Consider the following 17,051-nt stretch of genomic DNA (forward strand, 5'->3'; position numbering starts at 1 on the left):
GGCTACACCTTCTGTACCTTGGCTTTGCCCAGAATGCCGTCGGGGCGGAAAATCAGAATCAGGATCAGAATGCCGAAGGCCAGAATATCCTCGTAGTTGCCGGAGAAATAGCCGGTGGTGAAGCTCTCGGCCAAGCCCAGCACAAGGCCGCCCACCATGGCCCCGGGGATGGAGCCGATGCCGCCGAGCACCGCCGCGGTAAAGGCCTTGAGCCCGGCGAGGAAGCCGATGCCGAAGTTGACCTGGCCCATGTGCGAGGCGATCAGCACGCCGCCCAGCGCGGCCAGTCCCGAACCGATGATGAAGGTCAGGGAAATGATCCAGTCGGCGTTGATGCCCAGCAGCAGGGCCATCTTGCGGTTCTGGGCCGTGGCCCGCATGGCTTTGCCCATGCGCGTGAAGCGGATGAAGAGCGAGAGGGCCACCATAGCCAGGGTGCTGACCAGCAGAATCAGAAAGTCGCTGGGGCCCATGACGTAGTTGACGTATTCCAGAAATTCCATTTCCGGCAACAGGCGGGGAAAGGGCACAAAGTCGGAGGTCTGGGCCAGCAGCACGTAGTTTTGCAGAAAAATGGACATGCCGATGGCTGAAATCAGCGGGGAAAGGCGCGGCGCGCCGCGTAGGGGCTTGTAGGCCACTTTTTCCAGGGTGAAGCCGTAGGCCGCGCACCAGATCACGGCGGCCAGCGCGGCTATGATCAGGATGCCCGCGGCCGGGAAGCCGTAGACGCCCAGAACACCGGCCACCAGCAGGGCCGTAAACGCGCCGAGCATATAGATTTCACCGTGGGCGAAGTTGATGAGCTCGATGATGCCGTATACCAGAGTATAGCCCAGAGCAATCAGCGCGTAGATGCTGCCCCTGGTCAGCCCGCCGAAAAAGAGCTCTATGAAAAATTGGATGTCCATGCTTTCCCGCGCGCGGGCATGGGCCCGCCAGATTACCGGCCTGCCGGCTGCCTGGTGAATGCTGATGCGCGCGCAGGCATCATCCCCGCGCGCAAGCGCCGCACGCGGCGGGCGCAAGAGCAGACCTGAGGCTGCCGCGTCGCCGCGGGGCGGAAAAGGGGGCGCGGCGTCCCGCGCCCCCGCCAGTGCTACTGAAGCGTGAGGCTGTGGTCCAGCTCCACGAACTTGCCGTTTTTGACTTGATAGATGGAGAGCGCCATGCCGGCGGCGTCGCCCTTTTCATTGAAGCTGATCTTGCCCAGCGGGGTGTCCACCGGGTTGGTGCGCAAGACTTCCTTGATTTTGGCCGTATCCGTGCCGCCCGCCTTTTCAATGGCGGCCAGCAGGCACTGGGCGGCGGCATAGGCGTTATAGTAACCGAAGCCGGGCTCGCTGCCGTAAGCCTTGACGTGGGCCTCACGCGCCTTCTTGTATTCGGGCAGGGTGCTGGTGTCTTTGGGATAGGAGGCATATACGCCTTCGCTGTCCTTGCCGGTCATTTTAAGGAAGGTCTCGTCCTTCACGCCGTCGGGGCCGATGAACGGGGTCGTCAGGCGGTCGCGGCGCATCTGCTGGATCAGCTTGGAAGCCACGGGCTGGTAGCCGCCGAAAACCACGATGTCGGGCTTGGCGCGGCGCAGTTTGCGCACCACGGCGGAGAAGTCCACGGCGTCAGGGGTAACGGCTTCAAAAAGCACGGTTTCCGCGCCGCCCTTTTCCATGAACACGCGGTTGTTGTCGGCAAAACCCTTGCCGTAGTCGCCGTTGTCATGCAGGTAGGCGACTTTTTTGGCCTTCAGCTTGTTGAGCATGAAGTCGCTGGTCAGCCGGGCCTGGGCGTTGTCGTTGGCCACGGTGCGGAAGAAGAGCGGATGTTTGCCGTCTTCGGTCAGGCCGGGCGTGGTGGCCGTGGGGGACACGGCGATAAGATTGGCGTCCTGGAACAGGGGCAGGGCGGCCTTGGTGGGGCCGGAACAGATGGGGCCGATGACCACGGCGACTTTGTCGGAAATCAGCTTGGTGGCCGCGTTGGTAGCCATTTCAGGCTTGCACTGGTCGTCCTGGGAGACCACTTCCACCTTCCCGCCGAGCACGCCGCCCTTGGCGTTGGCGTCGTCAATGACGAGCTTGGCGGCGTTCAGGCTGGGCACGCCGTAGGAGGCCAGATCGCCGGAATGGGCGCCTTGGACGCCGATTTTAATGGGATCCGCGGCCAACGCGGGCGCGGTCATCGCCACGCAGAAAGCCATTGCCGCAAGCAAGGTCATGCCTCTTTTCATCTGCCCCTCCTCCGGAAAAAATGTGCGTGCGGAGCGCGCTCCGCATAAGAGCGTTGACAAAGTCAACGCGACCAAAAATCAGAAGCGGGTCACGGCGTTGCCGTGCGTCAGCTGCCCGAAGGGTACCCGGCAGCGCCGGGCATTCTCCCTTGGCCGCAACGCGGCTTAGGGAAACAGGCAGCAACGCAGCGACTGATTTTTGTGCCTTTCCGCCCGGCAAGTTTTCCTGAAAACGAGCCGATGGCGGCGCAAACACCGCGTAAGCGGAGTTTGTCATCAGTCTGCATATAGATAAGGCCTTTCTATTGCATTATTGCGCGGATTCTGTCAATGCGCTTCGCGCCCGCAAGCGGCTGTTTTCGCCGCTTTGCGGAAAATGCCCGGCCTCGGGGCATTCCGCGAAAGCGTGACGCTCAACTTTTTTTCTTGTGGCTGGAGCGCAGATGGATGCGCATGGGCGCGTGGCTGATGCCGAAGAGTTTGCGCAAAGCGCGTTCCAGGTAACGGGTATAGCTTTCGGGCACACGCTCGGCGTCGCTGACGAAAAAGACGAAGGTCGGCGGCGCGGTTTCGGCCTGGGTAAGGTAGAAGAACTTGGCACGTACCCGTTTGACCACCGGCGGCTGATGGCGGGTGAGCACCTCTTCCATGGCCCGGTTGAGCCGGCCCGTGGGGATGCGCACCTGGCATTCCTCATGAATCTTCCGGGCCAGGGGCAGGATCTTTTTGAGGCCAGTGCCGGTCCGGGCCGAAACCGCCAGGATGGGCACATGCCCGCAAAAGGCCAGTGTTTCGGTTATGTTTTTTTTGAGGGCGGCCAGGGCGGCGGCCGGTATCAGGTCACATTTGTTGATCAGAACCATGAAGGGAGTCTTGCGTGTGTCCAGCATGTCCATGAGCCGTTTGTCCTGCTGGCTGACGCCTTCGGTGGCGTCCAGGGTGAGCAGGGTCACGTCGGCCTTGGTGCTGGATTTGATGGCCGCGTTGACCGAATATTTTTCCACGCTGTCCGTGATTCTGGTACGGCGGCGTACTCCGGCGGTGTCCACAAAGACGTAATCCTGCCCGTCGCGCCTGAAGCGCACGTCCACGCTGTCGCGTGTGGTGCCGGCCACGTCGGAGACGATCATCCGTTCTTCCCCGGCCAGAGCGTTGATCAGGGAGGACTTGCCCGCGTTGGGCCGTCCCAGCATGGCTAGGCGCAGGGCCGGGGGCGCCGGGGGTTCGACGGCGCCTTCGGGCAGCAGGGCGGCCAGATCCTCGCACAGGGCGTTGATGTTGTAACCGTGCTCGGCGGAGACGGGCAGCAGGGGAAAGCCCAGGCTGTGGAACTCGGCCATCTGCAGGTCCTCGCGCTCCTCGCCGTCCACCTTGTTGACCACGCAGAGCGTGGGCAGGCCCATGCGCCGGATATGCGCGGCCAGATGTTCGTCCAGGGGCAGAAGGCCGTCGCGCCCGTCCACCACGAAAGCCACGGCGGCGGCCCCGGCCAGGGCGGCCTCGGCCTGGGCCAGGATGTCCCGCTCAAAGCCGCGGATGCCTTCGGGGCCTTCGGTCACGGCGGCGTGCGCGTCCAGGGTGATGCCGCCGGTATCCACAATGCCGAAGGAGGGCAGGTCCTTGCGGCGCACCACGCCTTCCATGCGGTCGCGCGTGACGCCGGGCCTGTCATGGGTGATGGCCCGGTTGCTGCGGATCAGACGGTTGAACAGGGTGGATTTGCCCACATTGGGGCGACCCACCAGAACGATATAGGGCAGGGTTTCAGACATGGGTTAACCTTATATGATTTGGTGAACAGGCTGAGGGCAAAAGCTCAGGTCCACCAGTATCGGATGACGTGAAAGAAAATCGGTGCAGCAAAACACAGAGAGTCCACGCGGTCAAGCATGCCTCCGTGTCCCTGGATGAAGGTGCCCCAATCCTTGACCTGGCGGTCGCGTTTGATGGCCGAGAGGACAAAGCCGCCGCAGAAGCCCGCGACGGATATCAGCAGGGCGATGATCAGGCCCTGCCAGAGGTTGAATGGCCCCAGAAAAGAAAGCGCCCCGCCCAGAAGGGTGGCGAGCGTTATGCCGCCCACGAGGCCTTCCACGGTTTTGGAAGGGGAAATGGCAGGTGCGAGCTTGTGGCGGCCCAGGGCTTTGCCGCAGATGTATTGAAATACGTCGCTGGCCTGCACTACGGCTATCAGAAAGACCACCAGGCCCATGCCCATACCGTCGGGCAGAGGCAGTAGAAGCAGGGCCGGGATGTGGGAGATGCAGTAAACGCAGAGCATGATGCCCCACTGCACACGCGCCACCCGGTCCAGAAAATGGGAGCAGTCACCGCTGAAGGCCGTGAAGCAGGGCAGGAGCAGAAAGGCGTATACCGGGATCAGGATGGAGTACAGGCCGTACCAGCCGTAGAGGATCAGGCCGTACTGGAGTGGCAGAAAGACGAAAAAACTCCAGATGAGCGCCCGATGGTCGCTGGGGCGGGACGGAGCTAGAGTGGCGAACTCGCGCAGGGCATTGAAGGAGACGAAGATGAACAGAGTCGTCACCGCCCACGCGCCCAGCCAGACCGCGAAGCCGAAAACCGCGATCATCGCCCACCATGCCCGGTTGCGGGCCTGGAGATTCGCTATCCATTCCGGCACATCGGGGCCGTGCCGCCGCGCGAGCCAATAGCCGGTCAGGGTGCTTGCGGTCAGAAAAAGCAGAGTTCCCAGCAGCAGGGTCAACATGGCGGCCTCATGAGGTGGAGAGTTCCGCCCGGGAGGGGGCCAGATCAAGCAGGGCAGCGGCGGCCCGGCGCAGAAAAAGTTTGTGGTGCTCACCTGTTGTGCAGGGCGGCAGCGCTTCGCCCATGATCAGACTGCACAGCAGCGGCAGGGGCAGCCATTGTCCCTTGGGCAGCACGCGGTTCAGATTGTCCAGCCAGACGGGCACTAGATCCACGTCGGGGTGGGCCTGTGCCAGGCGGTGCAGGCCGTTTTTGAAGGGCAGCAGGCGGGCCTCGCCTTTGTTGCGCGTACCTTCAGGGAAAAAAATCAGGCTGTCGCCCTGTTCCAGGGCCGCATGCAGCGGGGCTAGGCTGCGCTGCGCGTCTTCCCGGGAGAAGTGTTCCGCAGGACGCGGAACCAGGACGGCGTTGAATATCTCAAGGGCGAAAAAACGCCGCATCCGGCTTTTATTCCAGTAGTCCGCAGCGGCCACGGGACGCGTGCGCATGCGCGCGGCCCGCGGCAGACAGGCCCAGATCAGCAGGGCGTCCAGGTGGCTTGTATGATTTGCGTAGTAAATGCTTTGCCGCCGTGAAGCGCGTGCGTGGGGCCAGAGGCAGCGGACGCCCGTCAAACCGCGCAAAAAGCAGGCCAGCAAGGCCATTTTTTGTTCCTGCCATGCCATCACGGTATTTCCTCGCAGTGACGAAGGCCTTTTGGATCCGCTTGTTTCAGCACCGCTATAGAACTTTTATTTTAGTCTATTTCCGCGACAGCCGCAATGCGGATTGCGCCGCTGTCAACTGTTCCGGATGTCGTGCCACTTGGGGCCGCGCGCGGCGCACACGTGTCAGCGCGGCGTCCAGATCGGGGCTTTTTCCCCGCCAGGCAGGGCGTCCACATGAGCGCGGACCGGGTACGCCCGAGGCCGCGCTGATCCCAGGCGAAGATGCGCTAGTCAGGCAGATCCGGTTCGTCAGCCGGAGGAACCGCGCGCCCTCAATGCTCGTGCCTGCGGTACATCCGCACCACCGCGCCTGTTGCGGGTTCAGTGGCGGTGGAAGAACTGAAAGCCGTCGTGCGAGATGAAAAATGTTCTTCCTGCGGGCGCATGTCTATCCCCGGCGCTTTGCGTGATGATCAGTTCGGGGTGGCGCTCCGGGCTTCGGCAATACCATGCCGGACGCGATTGACACAGGTCAGGCAGAGCAGAAGCGAAAGGATGGGAAACACCCATGGAAAAACGGCAGGCAGCGGCAGGCAGGCCACCAGAAGGCCCAGCAGGCCCACAACAGCGGCCCGGTCGCTTTTGCCGAGAGGGCCGTCGTAGCGGCGGGACGCGCCCGCCAGCGGTCCGATGATGCCGGCTGTTTCTGTGAATGCGGCCAGAAAAATGAACAGCAGCACCCAGTCCGCGCCGAAATCCGGCAGGCGGACAAAGGGTAGGTACAGGGCCGCGTCGGAAAGGATATCAGCCAGTTCGTTGAGATAGCAGCCCAGGATGCTTTTCTGGCCGTACTCGCGGGCCAGGATGCCGTCCACGGCGTTGAGCGCCATACGGACGGGCAACCAGAGCGGCAAAAGGATGAAAAGCACCGGGACGGGCCAGACAAAGAGCACGCCGCCCAACAATAGGGAAAGCGCCAGAGCGAGGCAGGTCACCTGATTGGCGGTAACTCCCTTGCGCGCCAGACGCGCCGCCAGAGGGCGCAGCAGGTTCTGAAAGGCTGGTTTCAGTCCGTAGATGCTGGGCATGTCTCTTCCTCCCCCACCCGCGCCGGAAATGCGGTGCCGTCCATCATGACTTCCGGCAGGACGCCCACGGCATGCTCTGCGTCCCAGTCCGGCAGGCAGGCGAAAATCCGCCCTCCGGGCAGGATCACGCGCAGGGCGTGCAGGTACATGGGCCCCCCCCCAACGCGCTGTTCCGGTGGTCCGTATTTGACGTCGCCCAGCACGGGATGCCCCAGGCTCGCCAGCTGCACTCTGATCTGATGCGTCCTGCCCGTGAACAGGCGGATCAGCAGCAGGCTTTCGTTCTCACATATGCGCAGGGGCCGGGCCAGGCACAGGGCTTCCAGGGCGCGTTCCTCCCCGGCGGCGGTGAGCACGGCCCGCATCTTTTCAAAGCCGCGTTCCAGGCCCTTGCGCAACTGGTGACGCAGCAGGCGGGCTTCGGGCCAGGGCCAGCGCCCGCGGACCCAGACCACGTATTCCTTGATCAGGCTCCGTTGGCGGATGGCCTCCTGGAGCTCGCGCAAAGCCGAGAACGTGGCGGCCACCAGCAGAATGCCGGAGGTGTCCTTGTCCAGCCGATGGGCGGGCGTGGGTTTGAAGGCCGCCTGGGCGTAGTGGTCGGCCAGGCGGGTAGCCAGACTGTCACTGTGTCCGGTGCCCGGATGCGTGGGGAGACCGGCGGGCTTGAACAGTGCCCAGACCGGGCCTTCCGCGCCCACCACGGGCGGCAGGGGCGCGGGCGCTTCCAGAGCCGGGGGGCGCACCGGAGGCTCGGGGACCGCGTCCGTGGTCCTGGCCGGCGCGGCTCCGCTCTGGGCCGCCATTTTCAGGGCAAAGGGCGGCAGGCGGACCACATCGCCGGTCTTTACGCGCACAAAGGGTTTGCAGCGGCCGCCGTTGAGGCGCACTTGGCCGGTGCGGATCCAGCGGTGCAGCAGGGTCGGCGGCAGATTGAGCCGCCGTTGCAGGAACTGAAGTATTTTCTGCCCGCTTTCCGCCTGGCCCACCATGGGGCTGTCCTGACTGTCAGGAGCGGGGTCGGGGTCTGAAGGGGTATCGTCCGATGGCATGACCGGATTGTGGCCCAAAGGCGCGCCCGCCGTCAAGAGGGCCTGCGCACCGGGCCAGGCAATCGAATGGACGGGATGAGCTTTGTGCCCAAAGCAAAAGAGAAAAATACTCTTGCGTCAGCCTTTCTGTAATTTTGCGGTTATGTTACAAAATCCGCCTTTCCCGCGCGCGGCGCGTCAGATGTAGCGGCAGTCCTCAAGGCAGACTGTGACGTTTTTATTGCGCTCGATCCATTCCTTGATCTTTTCATGAGCCGCGCCGCGCTGGGCATGCTTCTGGCGCAGCATTTCCCTGTCCGCCTCCACCAGCGTCCGGGAAAGCGGCATGTCCTTGGTTTCCGCGCTGGCACAGCCGAAAGCCAGGAGCAGGGGCATGGCGTCGGGCGCGCTGTTGTGCTCCTCAAAGGTACGCTGAAGCTCAAGCAGAATTTTCAGGGCGGTTTCCTCGGGGCAACTGGGGAGCAGAATGGTGAATTCGTCGCCGCCCATGCGGGCGATGCAGTCCGTGGCCCGCAGGGAGCGGCGCAGCAGCAGGGCCGTGTCCGCCAGCAATGTGTCGCCGGTGGCGTGGCCCAGATAGTCGTTGATCAGCTTGAGACCGTTGACGTCGCAGGCGATAACGCTCACCGGGCGGATATGGTTCTGCTCGATGCGCTCCACTTCCATATTGAAAAAGGTGCGGCTGCGCAGGCCGGTGAGGGCGTCGTTTCTGACCATATCCTCCAGTTTGGCCCTGTCGCCCTGGGTGGTGGTGATGTCCGTATGCAGGCCCACAAGACGCGTGGCCCTGCCGTTGACGTCGCGATGGGTCACATAGCCGCGTCCCAGTATCCAGGCCCAGGTGCCGTCGGCGCGCATTATCCTGTAGGTGCATTCAAAAGAATCGCCGTAGCGCGGCGACTCCACCAGAGCCGCCTGCGGCGGCACGATTTTGTGGATGTCGTCCGGATGGATCTTTTTTTTCCAGGTTTCAAGATCACCGGCAAACTGTTCCGCCGTGTACCCCAGCATGGAGAGATAGCGCGGGCTGTAATAGACTTCATCGGTGGCGGCGTCCCAATCCCAGAGGCCGTCGCCCGCGGCGTTGATGGCCAGGAGCAGGCGGCCCGCGTCCTGGGAGCTGTCCCGCGCGGGAGCGCTGGCGGCGTCGATGCGTTGCAGGCTGCCGGCCAGCTCTTTGGCGTGGCCGTCGGCATCGCGTTCCAGGACGGTGCCGTGCAGGGCGAAGCGGGCGTATTCGCCGTTTTCCAGGCGGACGCGCAGCACGTCCTCAATGCTGTCGCCCCACTGGGGCAGTTCCAGGGTGAGCTGATAGCGGCAGCTCGAGGCTGCCCCTTCTTCCGGGTGCAGACGTTGCCGCCATTGTTCCGGGCTGATGACCATCGGCCGGGGATCGGCATAGCCGAGCAGGGCGCAACAGCGGCTGTCCATGCGGATAGTCCGCTCCGTCAGGGAGCACTGCCAGTAACCCGTGTCCGGCGTGCTCGTGCCGGTAGTCACGGAGGGGCGGTAGGCCAGGGTCTCGGAGACGCTGTACTGGCCGACGCCGCGCACGGCGCGGCCTTCATTATTTCGCTCCACAATCAGCAGGCAGGCGCGCACAAGTAAGTCGTCAAAGGGGTAGACAAGTTCCAGCATGGGCCCGCTGGCCCCGCTCAGCACGCCTTCCAGCAACTCGTGCAGCGAAGGCAGGCAGTCCGGCGGGATGTGCGCCGCAAAAGCCGCCATGGTGGGCGGAACATCTTTTCCAAGACGCAGCTTGCGGCGGGCGCCCTCGCTCAGAAAAAGCGCGTCCGTGGGAATATGCCATTCCCACAATGGGTCGGGCGAGCCGAGTTGTATCTGGCAGCCTGTGGGGCGGGGCAAATGGACCATGGCAGGAACCTCTTCCGGCTTTGGAGGGCAGGATAACGAAAGGGCCACTTTTTATCGTAAACTTCCGCGTCGGGCAAGCCTTCAGAGACGCTATTTCGCGGAACAGGACGATTGCCGCAGCAGCGGCGACTATAGGACTTATATCTCAATACTATGCGTAAAAGGCGTTTGAGTCCAGAAAATAATTACAGGGCAGCTGATAAGACGCCGGGCGCGGCAGGGGGCCGCTTGCGGGCATCGGCAGCAGCTATGCGGTGTTAGAACATTTCAAAGTTGAAATGCGAGGCGGCGGGGATTCAGCCGAAAACCGCGGTGCTCGGCTGAATGAATCTTTAAAACGCGAGGCGTTTCAAAGGGAATCCACTCTAATGTTCATGGGGTTCGTTGCCCAGCGGATGCGCGTGCATATGGGCGTGGGCGAAGGAAGGGGCGCAGGAGGTGAGGCGTCCGTCCAGAATGGTCAGATATTCCGTGGAGGTCTGGGCCAGAAAATCCCAGTCGTGGGAAATGGTGATCCGGGCTGTGGAAAGACCGCGCAAGATGTCAATGATCCGTTGGCGCGCGTCGTTGTCCAGACCGTTGGTAGGCTCGTCCAGCAGCAGGGCCTCGGGCCGCATGGCCAGCACCGTGGCCAGGGAGATCAGTTTTTTTTCGCCGCCGGACAAACGGTGGGTGAGACGCTGCTCAAAACCCGCGAGCCCCAGATTTTCCAGGGTTTCCAAAGCCCGTTGGCGCGCCTCGTCGGGCGTGAGCCCCAGGTTGAGCGGGCCGAAGGCCACGTCTTCCAGCACGGTGGGAAAAAAAAGCTGGTCCTCGGCGTGCTGGAGCACAAAACCCACTTTGCAGCGCAGCTCGCGGAAGTCTTTTTCTGCGCTCAGGATGTGTCCGTGAAAACGGATCACCCCTTGTTGCGGCCGGGCCAGTCCGGTGATGCAGCGGAAAAAAGTGGTCTTGCCGCTGCCGTTGGGGCCGTAGAGGCCGACTTTTTGCGTGGGGAAAAGGGAGAAATTCACATCGCGCAGCACCGTGCGGGCCTCGCCCTCACGGGCGTAGGCGAAGTGCATCTGCTCCAGGCTGAAGATGGCGGATTCGCAAGCGCCGGAAAGAGGGGTGTCAGACATGCGGGCCTCCTTCATACTCCGTCCAGACAATGCCCGCCAGGCAGAGCAGCAGACCCAGAGCGAACAGCGCGTCCACGGGGCGGGCGCGAAATACGGCCACGGACCGGAAACGGCCCTCGAAGCCGCGCAACAGCATGGCCTCGCGCACGCGCAAGGAGCGCTCGTAGCTGCGTACCAGCAGGAGACCCAGCAGGGAGGCCAATGTGCGGTAGGTGTGCAGGTTGGTGCGCGGCGTAAAGCCGCGCAGGCGCGCGGCCACGTTGAGCGTCTGCCATTCCGTGGCCAGCACGTGTACATAGCGGCCCGTGAACAGAAAGAGAAAAACCAGTTTCCGGGGGCAGCACAGCCGTTCCATGGCATGGCCCACGGTGGGCGAATCCATGTTGGCGACCAGGGCCAGAAAAACGCAGACAATGGCGTTGGATTTGATGCTCACCAGCAGGGAGAGACGCACGCCCTCGACGCTGACGGCAAAGATGCCCCATTGGGCCAGAACCGCGCCCGGGGTGGTCCAGGGCGTCACGCACCAGAGAAAGAGAATAAAGAGGTTTACTGTCGCCAGCCGTCGCAACAGGGGCAGCAACGGAGGACGGGCAACCGCCAACAGAACCGCCCCCAGGGCCAGACCCAGCCAGCAGGCCGTCAGATTCTGCAAAAGGGCCAGACATACGGCGGTCAGTGCGGCGAGCGCCAGGCGCACGCGCGGGTCAATGGCCTGGAGGGGCGACGGTCGGACAAAGGGCTGGTCGAACACGATGCATTCTTTGTATGCGAATTCTCAATAAAAGTCGCGTGCCGCGATTGGTATCCGCCGCTTGCGGCTCCCCGTCGCATGTTTTCAGTGCGCACGGCAAAAGCCGTCCGTACTGATCGTTAGAGCAGATTACCTTTGAGATTGTACAATTTCAAAGTGTTGAGGACGCCCGCTCCGGTATTTAGCTAGGCTGTCCTCTACACGCGGCGTCCCTTGAAGTAAAGGCCTATGCCCACCAGCCCCAGAATCCAGCCGATGCCGCCGATAATTTCCTGAATGCCCGGTCCGGCATTGACCTGGGCCGCCAGATCGCGCCGGATGGGTCCCAGCTTGGCGTCCAGAGCGGCGTTGACGATGGCGCGCACCTGGTCCGGCGTGGCGCCTGAAACGGCCTGAGTCGCCGGGACGGAAGGCGCGGCGGTTGTGGCAGGGGCCGCCGCGCCCTCAGTTTTTTCCGTCCCGTTCACCTTTTCCGCGGGGCTTGCCGTGGGTGCGGCCGCGCCGGAAAATTCGGAGGCGTCCATGCCCCATTCGTTCTGATGCCCTTCACCGGCGTTGATCCGGATGCGCAGGCCGTGGCCTTCGCGCGCCGCCTGCGGCACGGGGAAGCTGAACCGTCCCGCGTCGTCGGTGTGGCCTTGCAACAGTTCCTTGCCGTCCACCGCGTCAAAGACGGTAATCAAGCCGTTCTTGACCGGCGAACTGCGGTTGAAGCCGCATTCCACAACCACGTCGCCGCCTTCCAGCCAGGCGAAGATATTGACCCTGTGGGCCAGGGCCGGTGCCGGAGCCAGCAGCGCTGCGGCCAGCACGGCCAGCAGCAGGAGCGGTAAAAGCGCGGCCGCCGGGCGGCATGGGGCGAGGAAGGGAGCGTTGTTCATGGTAAATTCCTTCGGATGCGGCGGGTTCAGGCGTGCACGGTCTGGAGCATCTCGGGCCGCACGCGCGCGATAAAGGACACGGTGAACATGGTGATCAGTCCTTCGGCCAGCATGATGGGCAGATGGGCCAGAAGCAGCAGTTGCGCGGCGGCCCAGAAGCCTTCGCTGGTAAAGGCCAGGGCCAGGGCGGTAAGCACGGCGGCCAGGGCCACGCCCAGCGCTCCGCCGCAGAAGGCGGCCGCGCGGATGCCCGCCGGGCCGGGCCAGATGTGGGCGATGCCCCGATAGCAATACCAGGCCAGCACGCTGGAAAAGCCCATGGTAAAGGTGTTCACGCCCAGCACCGTGAGGCCCCCGAATTGGAAGAGCAAAGCCTGCAGGAGCAGCGCCACCAGAATGGCGGGAAAGGCCGCCCAGCCCAGTAGTACGCCCACCAGGCCGTTGAGGATCAGATGGACGCTGGAAAAACCCACGGGCACGTGGATCAGTGAGCCCACAAAAAAAGCCGCTGAAAGAATGCCCACAGTCATCAGCCGGTCATAGTCCAGCCTGCGCAGGCCGATGGCCGTGCCGACCGCCGCCAGGACCGCACCCGCGCCGAGCACGGCGGGGGAAAGAACGCCTTCCGCGATATGCATGCTGTTTCCTTGAAGCAATCCCGCGCCGGGCCGGGGGAGGGAGTGTTCGGCCCGGCGCGGGATTGCGGCACATCTTTAGAGCAACGCCTGAAATGCTCGTCCGCGACAGGGCAAAGCCCGCCTGCCAAATCCTTCTAAAAACCGACTCTGGAATTATTTGGTCTTGGGAGCCACGAATTCCAGCCAGAGCACCGCGCCCAGCTCAATGGGCTTGGGCTCGCCCTTGTAATCCAGCTTTTCCTTGGCCGTGTTCAGGGCCGCGAAGCCCCACCAGCCAGCCCAAGGCACGCCGTAGGAAAACACGCCGTTTTCATCGGCTTTGACCACCTGGGTGACGAAGTATTCATTGGGCGCCGTATGTCCCTTGGTCTTGTTGTAGCTTTCCACTTCCACTTCAGCGCCGGGCACGGGCTTGCCGTCCAGCAGCACGCGACCCTGGAAGACGTTGCCCGCATAATTGCCGAAAGGCCGGGTCAGGGGCACGATTTCCGTCTTCAGGCCCAAAGGCTCATCCCAGCCTTCCTCGCCACCGAAAGCCGCAACGGCGGTTTTGGTATAGTGGATGATGTAAGTATCTTCGGCGGGTTCGAAATAGGGCTCGGGTTCCACGGCAAACTGGTAGACGCCGGGCTTCTTGATCTTATAGGCGGCCTGCCAGGCCTTATGGCCCATGACGGTGGCGGGCTTGAGGCTTGCCTTGAGGTCTTCGCTCTTGCCGTCCAGGGTGACGGTAAAGGCCTTGGGCGCGGCCATATCCATGCCCTGCATTTCCATGGGATGGGAGAAGGAAATATCCAGTTTCAGATCAGCGTCTTTTTTCTCCGTCACCGTGGCGGTGGAGGGAATGACCATGCCGAAATGCGCCTCGGCCTGCGCGGCGACGCAGAACAAGAGGGCCAGGCTTGCGCAACAGATTTTCCACATAGTTTTGTCCTTTATGGCTTGTGATGACGGCGGATACCGACTCAGACCCGCCCGCGTGCATATGCGAATCTATAGGTAACACAAATTTTGAAAAAGTAGCAATAGATATTTGAAGCGAATCCGCACGCGCGGAGGCTACGGCGGACCGGCGGGACGCCGCACTGGTGGTCATTCCGGGCGGTCCCAATCGGCGTGGGGCTGGAGGATAGCTATCCTTTTTTGCGTTGGGAGCCGGTCCTGGCTGAAACCCGGCCGGCCTCGGGTTCCTTTTTCCAGCGTCGGCCGGTAGGAGATCGCGTAAAAAAAGCGCCCCTTGCGGGGCGCTTTTCACTACTGCGGCTGCTTCGCCTATTGCGGAAGCAGTTTGGGGAAGTCGGCGCTTTTGACGTTCTTTTTGATGAAGTCCAGCGCTTCCTTGTGGTTGCCGGCCAAAGAGGTGACCATGAACACGTCGCCCTGGGTGGCGACCCAGGCCTGGCAGGGCACGCCCTGCTGGGTGAAGTTGAAGGTGTACTGGCCGTTCTTTTCCACCGGGGGCTTTTCCGCCTTGAACTGGGTGGCGAACATGCCGGCAATGGTTTTGGCGTCGGAGCCGCTGCTGGGGCCCACCACCATGGTTACGGAAACGCCGCTCGTGGCTTTGGCAAAGATGGCGCTGGTCATGCCCTGATTTTCCGTGGGCGGCATGACGGCCTTCCAGCCGTCAGGCACATTGACCGTGAAATATTTCGTGCTCAGCTCCTCGGCCATGGCGGGCAGGGCCAGCAGCATGACGAACACAAAGGCCACACATTTTTTCAACATGAAGATTTCTCCTGCGAATGATGCGCCTGCAAATCGGCTGGCAGTCTGTGCTGCGCGGCAGCGGACAAAACATTTTGTTCCGCGCCAAGGCCCCGGACGCCGGGCCTTGCATAAGTTTATCCAATGCCTGTTCAAATGACAAGATAAGCTCTCGCGTATCTGATTGCGAAAAAACGTGCTTCTTTGCTGTCTCATGGCGGTTGCGCCGCCGAAAAGCCTACGGGTTTTGTGTGTCTGATTTTCCAAATGAGACCTTGGCCCATGCCGGGGCCGTCTGGTTCAGGGCTGTCCGAGACCGGCGGCCTCCTTGCCCAGGGAGAAGCCCTTGCCCAGATCTTCGCCTAGGCCCCAGTAATTTCTGCTCACGGGCGCGTAGAGCAACGGGGAGATCAGAGCAGGGTCCGGCCTGCCCTTGGCGTCCAGGCAATCCTCGCGGATCTTCACGTCCAGGACTTCGCCGATGAAAAAGGTGTGCGTGCCCAGTTCATGCTGCTCGCGCAGGCGCAGTTCCAGCACGGCCGGGCATTCGGCCACATAGGGCGCGTCCACCAGCTCGCCTTTGACGGGCGTGAGGCCCAGGAGGTCGAACTTGTCCGTATCCCGCCCGGAGCGCATCCCGGCGGCGTCGGCCTGTGCGGCCATGGCGGCGGAGGGGATGCTGATGGTAAAGGCGCGGCGTTCCTGCAGGGCGGCATGGCTCCAGCGTTCGCGGGCAATGCCCACGCCGATGCAGGGCGGGCGCGAGCAGCAGATGCCGGACCATGCGGCGGTCATGATGTTGGGCCGCCCGTCCCGGTCATAACTGCCGACAAGAAAGGCGGGCGCGGGCAGGGCAAAGGGCAGTGCTCCCAGAGATGCGAACATGGCGGACTCCTTGGGCTGATGGGCTGGAAACAAAGCGGCCCGCGCATGGCGGGTTATTAAGTATGTTATGCTTTGGCGGAACGGAGGGCAAGACGTCCCAGGGCCTGCCCCGCCGGTTCGTTTCCGGATGACAGGCGTTAGCCTCTGAGGGCCTGGCCCAAATCGGCCAGGATGTCGTCGATATGCTCGATGCCGATGGACAGGCGCACGGTGTTGGGCCTGATGCCGGTTTCGGCCAGCTCCACCGGGCTGAGCTGGGCATGGGTGGTGGATGCCGGATGGATGACCAGAGATTTGACGTCCGCCACATTGGCCAGCAGGGAAAAGATGCGCAGCCGGTCGATGAAGGCCCTTGCCTCGGCCGCGCCGCCCTTGACTTCAAAGGAGAAAATGGAACCGCCCCCCTTGGGAAAGTACTTTTTGTACAGGGTGTGGCTGGGACTTTCCGACAGACTGGGATGATTGACCCGCTCCACGCACGGATGCGCGCGCAGAAAATCCACCACGGCCAGGGCGTTGTGCACATGGCGTTCCACGCGCAGGGAAAGGGTTTCCAGCCCCTGCAAAAAGAGAAAGGCGTGCAGGGGAGCGATTGTCGCGCCCATGTCCCGCAACAGCACGGCCCGTGCCCGCGCGGCAAAGGCCGCCGCTCCGGCGGCCTGTACGAAGCTCAGGCCGTGGTAGCCGGGGTCCGGCTCGCTGAACTGGGGAAACTTGCCCGAAGCCGTCCAGTCGAAGCGCCCGCCGTCCACAATCACCCCGCCCAGAGCCGCGCCGTGGCCGCCCATGAACTTGGTGGCCGAATGGACCACGATGTCCGCGCCGTATTCCAGCGGGCGCAGCAGCCAGGGCGTGGCAAAGGTATTGTCCACGACCAGGGGGATGCCGTGGCTGTGGGCCAGAGCGGCCAGGGCTTCGATGTCCACGATGTTGCTGTGGGGATTGCCCAGGCTTTCGATATAAATGGCCCTGGTTTCGGGCCGGATGGCTTCGGCAAAGGAGCCGGGCACGTCCGGGTCCGCGAAGGTGGTCGTAATGCCCCAGGTTTTCAAGGTGTGGGCCAGCAGATTGTAGGTGCCGCCGTAGAGGGTTTTTTCCGCCACGATATGCTGACCCGCTCCGACCAGATTGAGCAGTGTGCAACTGACCGCCGCCGCGCCGCAGGACATGGCCAGAGCCGCAACGCCGCCTTCCAGGGCGGCCACGCGTTTTTCGAAAGCCTCCTGGGTGGGGTTGGTCAGGCGGCCGTAAATGTTGCCGGGCTCGCTCAGATTAAAGCGGGCCTCGGCGTGGTCACAGTTGCCGAACACATAGGACGTGGTCTGATAGATGGGCACGGCCCTGGCGCCGCTGGCCGGATCAGCCTGTTCCTGACCGGCGTGAACTTGCAGGGTTTCAAAGTGCAGGGGACGGGTGGCGCTCATGGGCTTGCTCCGGAAAAGG

The 17,051-nt window shown here is 62.9% G+C and carries 16 protein-coding genes; all 16 read right to left on the reverse strand.

The features are described from left to right. Nucleotides 1-2: 2 nt before the first annotated feature. On the reverse strand, nucleotides 3-911 hold the full coding sequence (locus HMPREF0326_RS11945) for a branched-chain amino acid ABC transporter permease (protein ID WP_009302267.1): 909 nt from the start codon (nucleotides 909-911) through the stop codon (nucleotides 3-5). Between the two features lie 188 nt (nucleotides 912-1,099). Then, on the reverse strand, nucleotides 1,100-2,230 hold the full coding sequence (locus HMPREF0326_RS11950) for a branched-chain amino acid ABC transporter substrate-binding protein (RefSeq protein ID WP_008685029.1): 1,131 nt from the start codon (nucleotides 2,228-2,230) through the stop codon (nucleotides 1,100-1,102). A 413-nt stretch (nucleotides 2,231-2,643) separates the two neighbouring features. Next, entirely contained in the window at nucleotides 2,644-4,002 is a 1,359-nt protein-coding gene (gene der, locus HMPREF0326_RS11955; protein ID WP_008685026.1) for a ribosome biogenesis GTPase Der, read from the reverse strand. Between the two features lie 44 nt (nucleotides 4,003-4,046). Then, complete coding sequence (locus HMPREF0326_RS11960) at nucleotides 4,047-4,961, reverse strand: phosphatidate cytidylyltransferase (RefSeq protein WP_008685025.1); 915 nt, start codon at nucleotides 4,959-4,961, stop codon at nucleotides 4,047-4,049. 7 nt (nucleotides 4,962-4,968) lie between these two features. After that, a complete protein-coding gene (locus HMPREF0326_RS11965; RefSeq protein WP_009302274.1) occupies nucleotides 4,969-5,625 on the reverse strand; it encodes a lysophospholipid acyltransferase family protein in 657 nt (218 codons plus the stop codon). Between the two features lie 455 nt (nucleotides 5,626-6,080). Next, complete coding sequence (locus HMPREF0326_RS11970; protein WP_008685022.1) at nucleotides 6,081-6,695, reverse strand: CDP-alcohol phosphatidyltransferase family protein; 615 nt, start codon at nucleotides 6,693-6,695, stop codon at nucleotides 6,081-6,083. After that, nucleotides 6,674-7,765, reverse strand: coding sequence for an RluA family pseudouridine synthase (locus HMPREF0326_RS11975; protein WP_232224949.1), 1,092 nt, complete (start codon nucleotides 7,763-7,765; stop codon nucleotides 6,674-6,676). The genes HMPREF0326_RS11970 and HMPREF0326_RS11975 overlap by 22 nt, the downstream gene beginning before the upstream one ends. A 159-nt stretch (nucleotides 7,766-7,924) precedes the next feature. Further along, nucleotides 7,925-9,622 (reverse strand): sensor domain-containing diguanylate cyclase, encoded by a 1,698-nt coding sequence (locus tag HMPREF0326_RS11980; protein ID WP_020990570.1) that lies wholly within the window; start codon nucleotides 9,620-9,622, stop codon nucleotides 7,925-7,927. 365 nt (nucleotides 9,623-9,987) lie between these two features. Then, nucleotides 9,988-10,743 carry an energy-coupling factor ABC transporter ATP-binding protein gene (locus HMPREF0326_RS11985; RefSeq protein ID WP_008685016.1) on the reverse strand — a complete coding sequence of 252 codons (756 nt, stop codon included), beginning with the start codon at nucleotides 10,741-10,743 and terminating at the stop codon, nucleotides 9,988-9,990. Beyond that, complete coding sequence (locus HMPREF0326_RS11990) at nucleotides 10,736-11,497, reverse strand: energy-coupling factor transporter transmembrane component T family protein (RefSeq protein WP_008685014.1); 762 nt, start codon at nucleotides 11,495-11,497, stop codon at nucleotides 10,736-10,738. Before HMPREF0326_RS11990 ends, HMPREF0326_RS11985 begins: the two co-directional genes overlap by 8 nt. Before the next feature lie 197 nt (nucleotides 11,498-11,694). Continuing rightward, nucleotides 11,695-12,378: a hypothetical protein gene (locus HMPREF0326_RS11995; RefSeq protein WP_008685012.1), complete on the reverse strand. Its 684-nt coding sequence runs from the start codon at nucleotides 12,376-12,378 to the stop codon at nucleotides 11,695-11,697. 26 nt (nucleotides 12,379-12,404) lie between these two features. Further along, nucleotides 12,405-13,016: a cobalt transporter CbiM gene (cbiM, locus tag HMPREF0326_RS12000; protein WP_020990571.1), complete on the reverse strand. Its 612-nt coding sequence runs from the start codon at nucleotides 13,014-13,016 to the stop codon at nucleotides 12,405-12,407. A 153-nt stretch (nucleotides 13,017-13,169) separates the two neighbouring features. Then, nucleotides 13,170-13,940 carry a DUF4198 domain-containing protein gene (locus HMPREF0326_RS12005; protein ID WP_008685009.1) on the reverse strand — a complete coding sequence of 257 codons (771 nt, stop codon included), beginning with the start codon at nucleotides 13,938-13,940 and terminating at the stop codon, nucleotides 13,170-13,172. Nucleotides 13,941-14,288: 348 nt separating this feature from the next. Further along, nucleotides 14,289-14,744, reverse strand: a complete 456-nt coding sequence (locus HMPREF0326_RS12010) for a hypothetical protein (protein ID WP_008685008.1) — start codon at nucleotides 14,742-14,744, stop codon at nucleotides 14,289-14,291. Between the two features lie 279 nt (nucleotides 14,745-15,023). After that, a complete protein-coding gene (locus HMPREF0326_RS12015) occupies nucleotides 15,024-15,608 on the reverse strand; it encodes a flavin reductase family protein (protein WP_008685007.1) in 585 nt (194 codons plus the stop codon). A 137-nt stretch (nucleotides 15,609-15,745) separates the two neighbouring features. Then, complete coding sequence (locus HMPREF0326_RS12020; RefSeq protein ID WP_008685006.1) at nucleotides 15,746-17,032, reverse strand: O-acetylhomoserine aminocarboxypropyltransferase/cysteine synthase family protein; 1,287 nt, start codon at nucleotides 17,030-17,032, stop codon at nucleotides 15,746-15,748. Nucleotides 17,033-17,051 lie beyond the last annotated feature (19 nt).

This window comes from Desulfovibrio sp. 3_1_syn3 (assembly GCF_000145315.2).
Classification (GTDB): Bacteria; Desulfobacterota; Desulfovibrionia; order Desulfovibrionales; family Desulfovibrionaceae; genus Desulfovibrio; species Desulfovibrio fairfieldensis.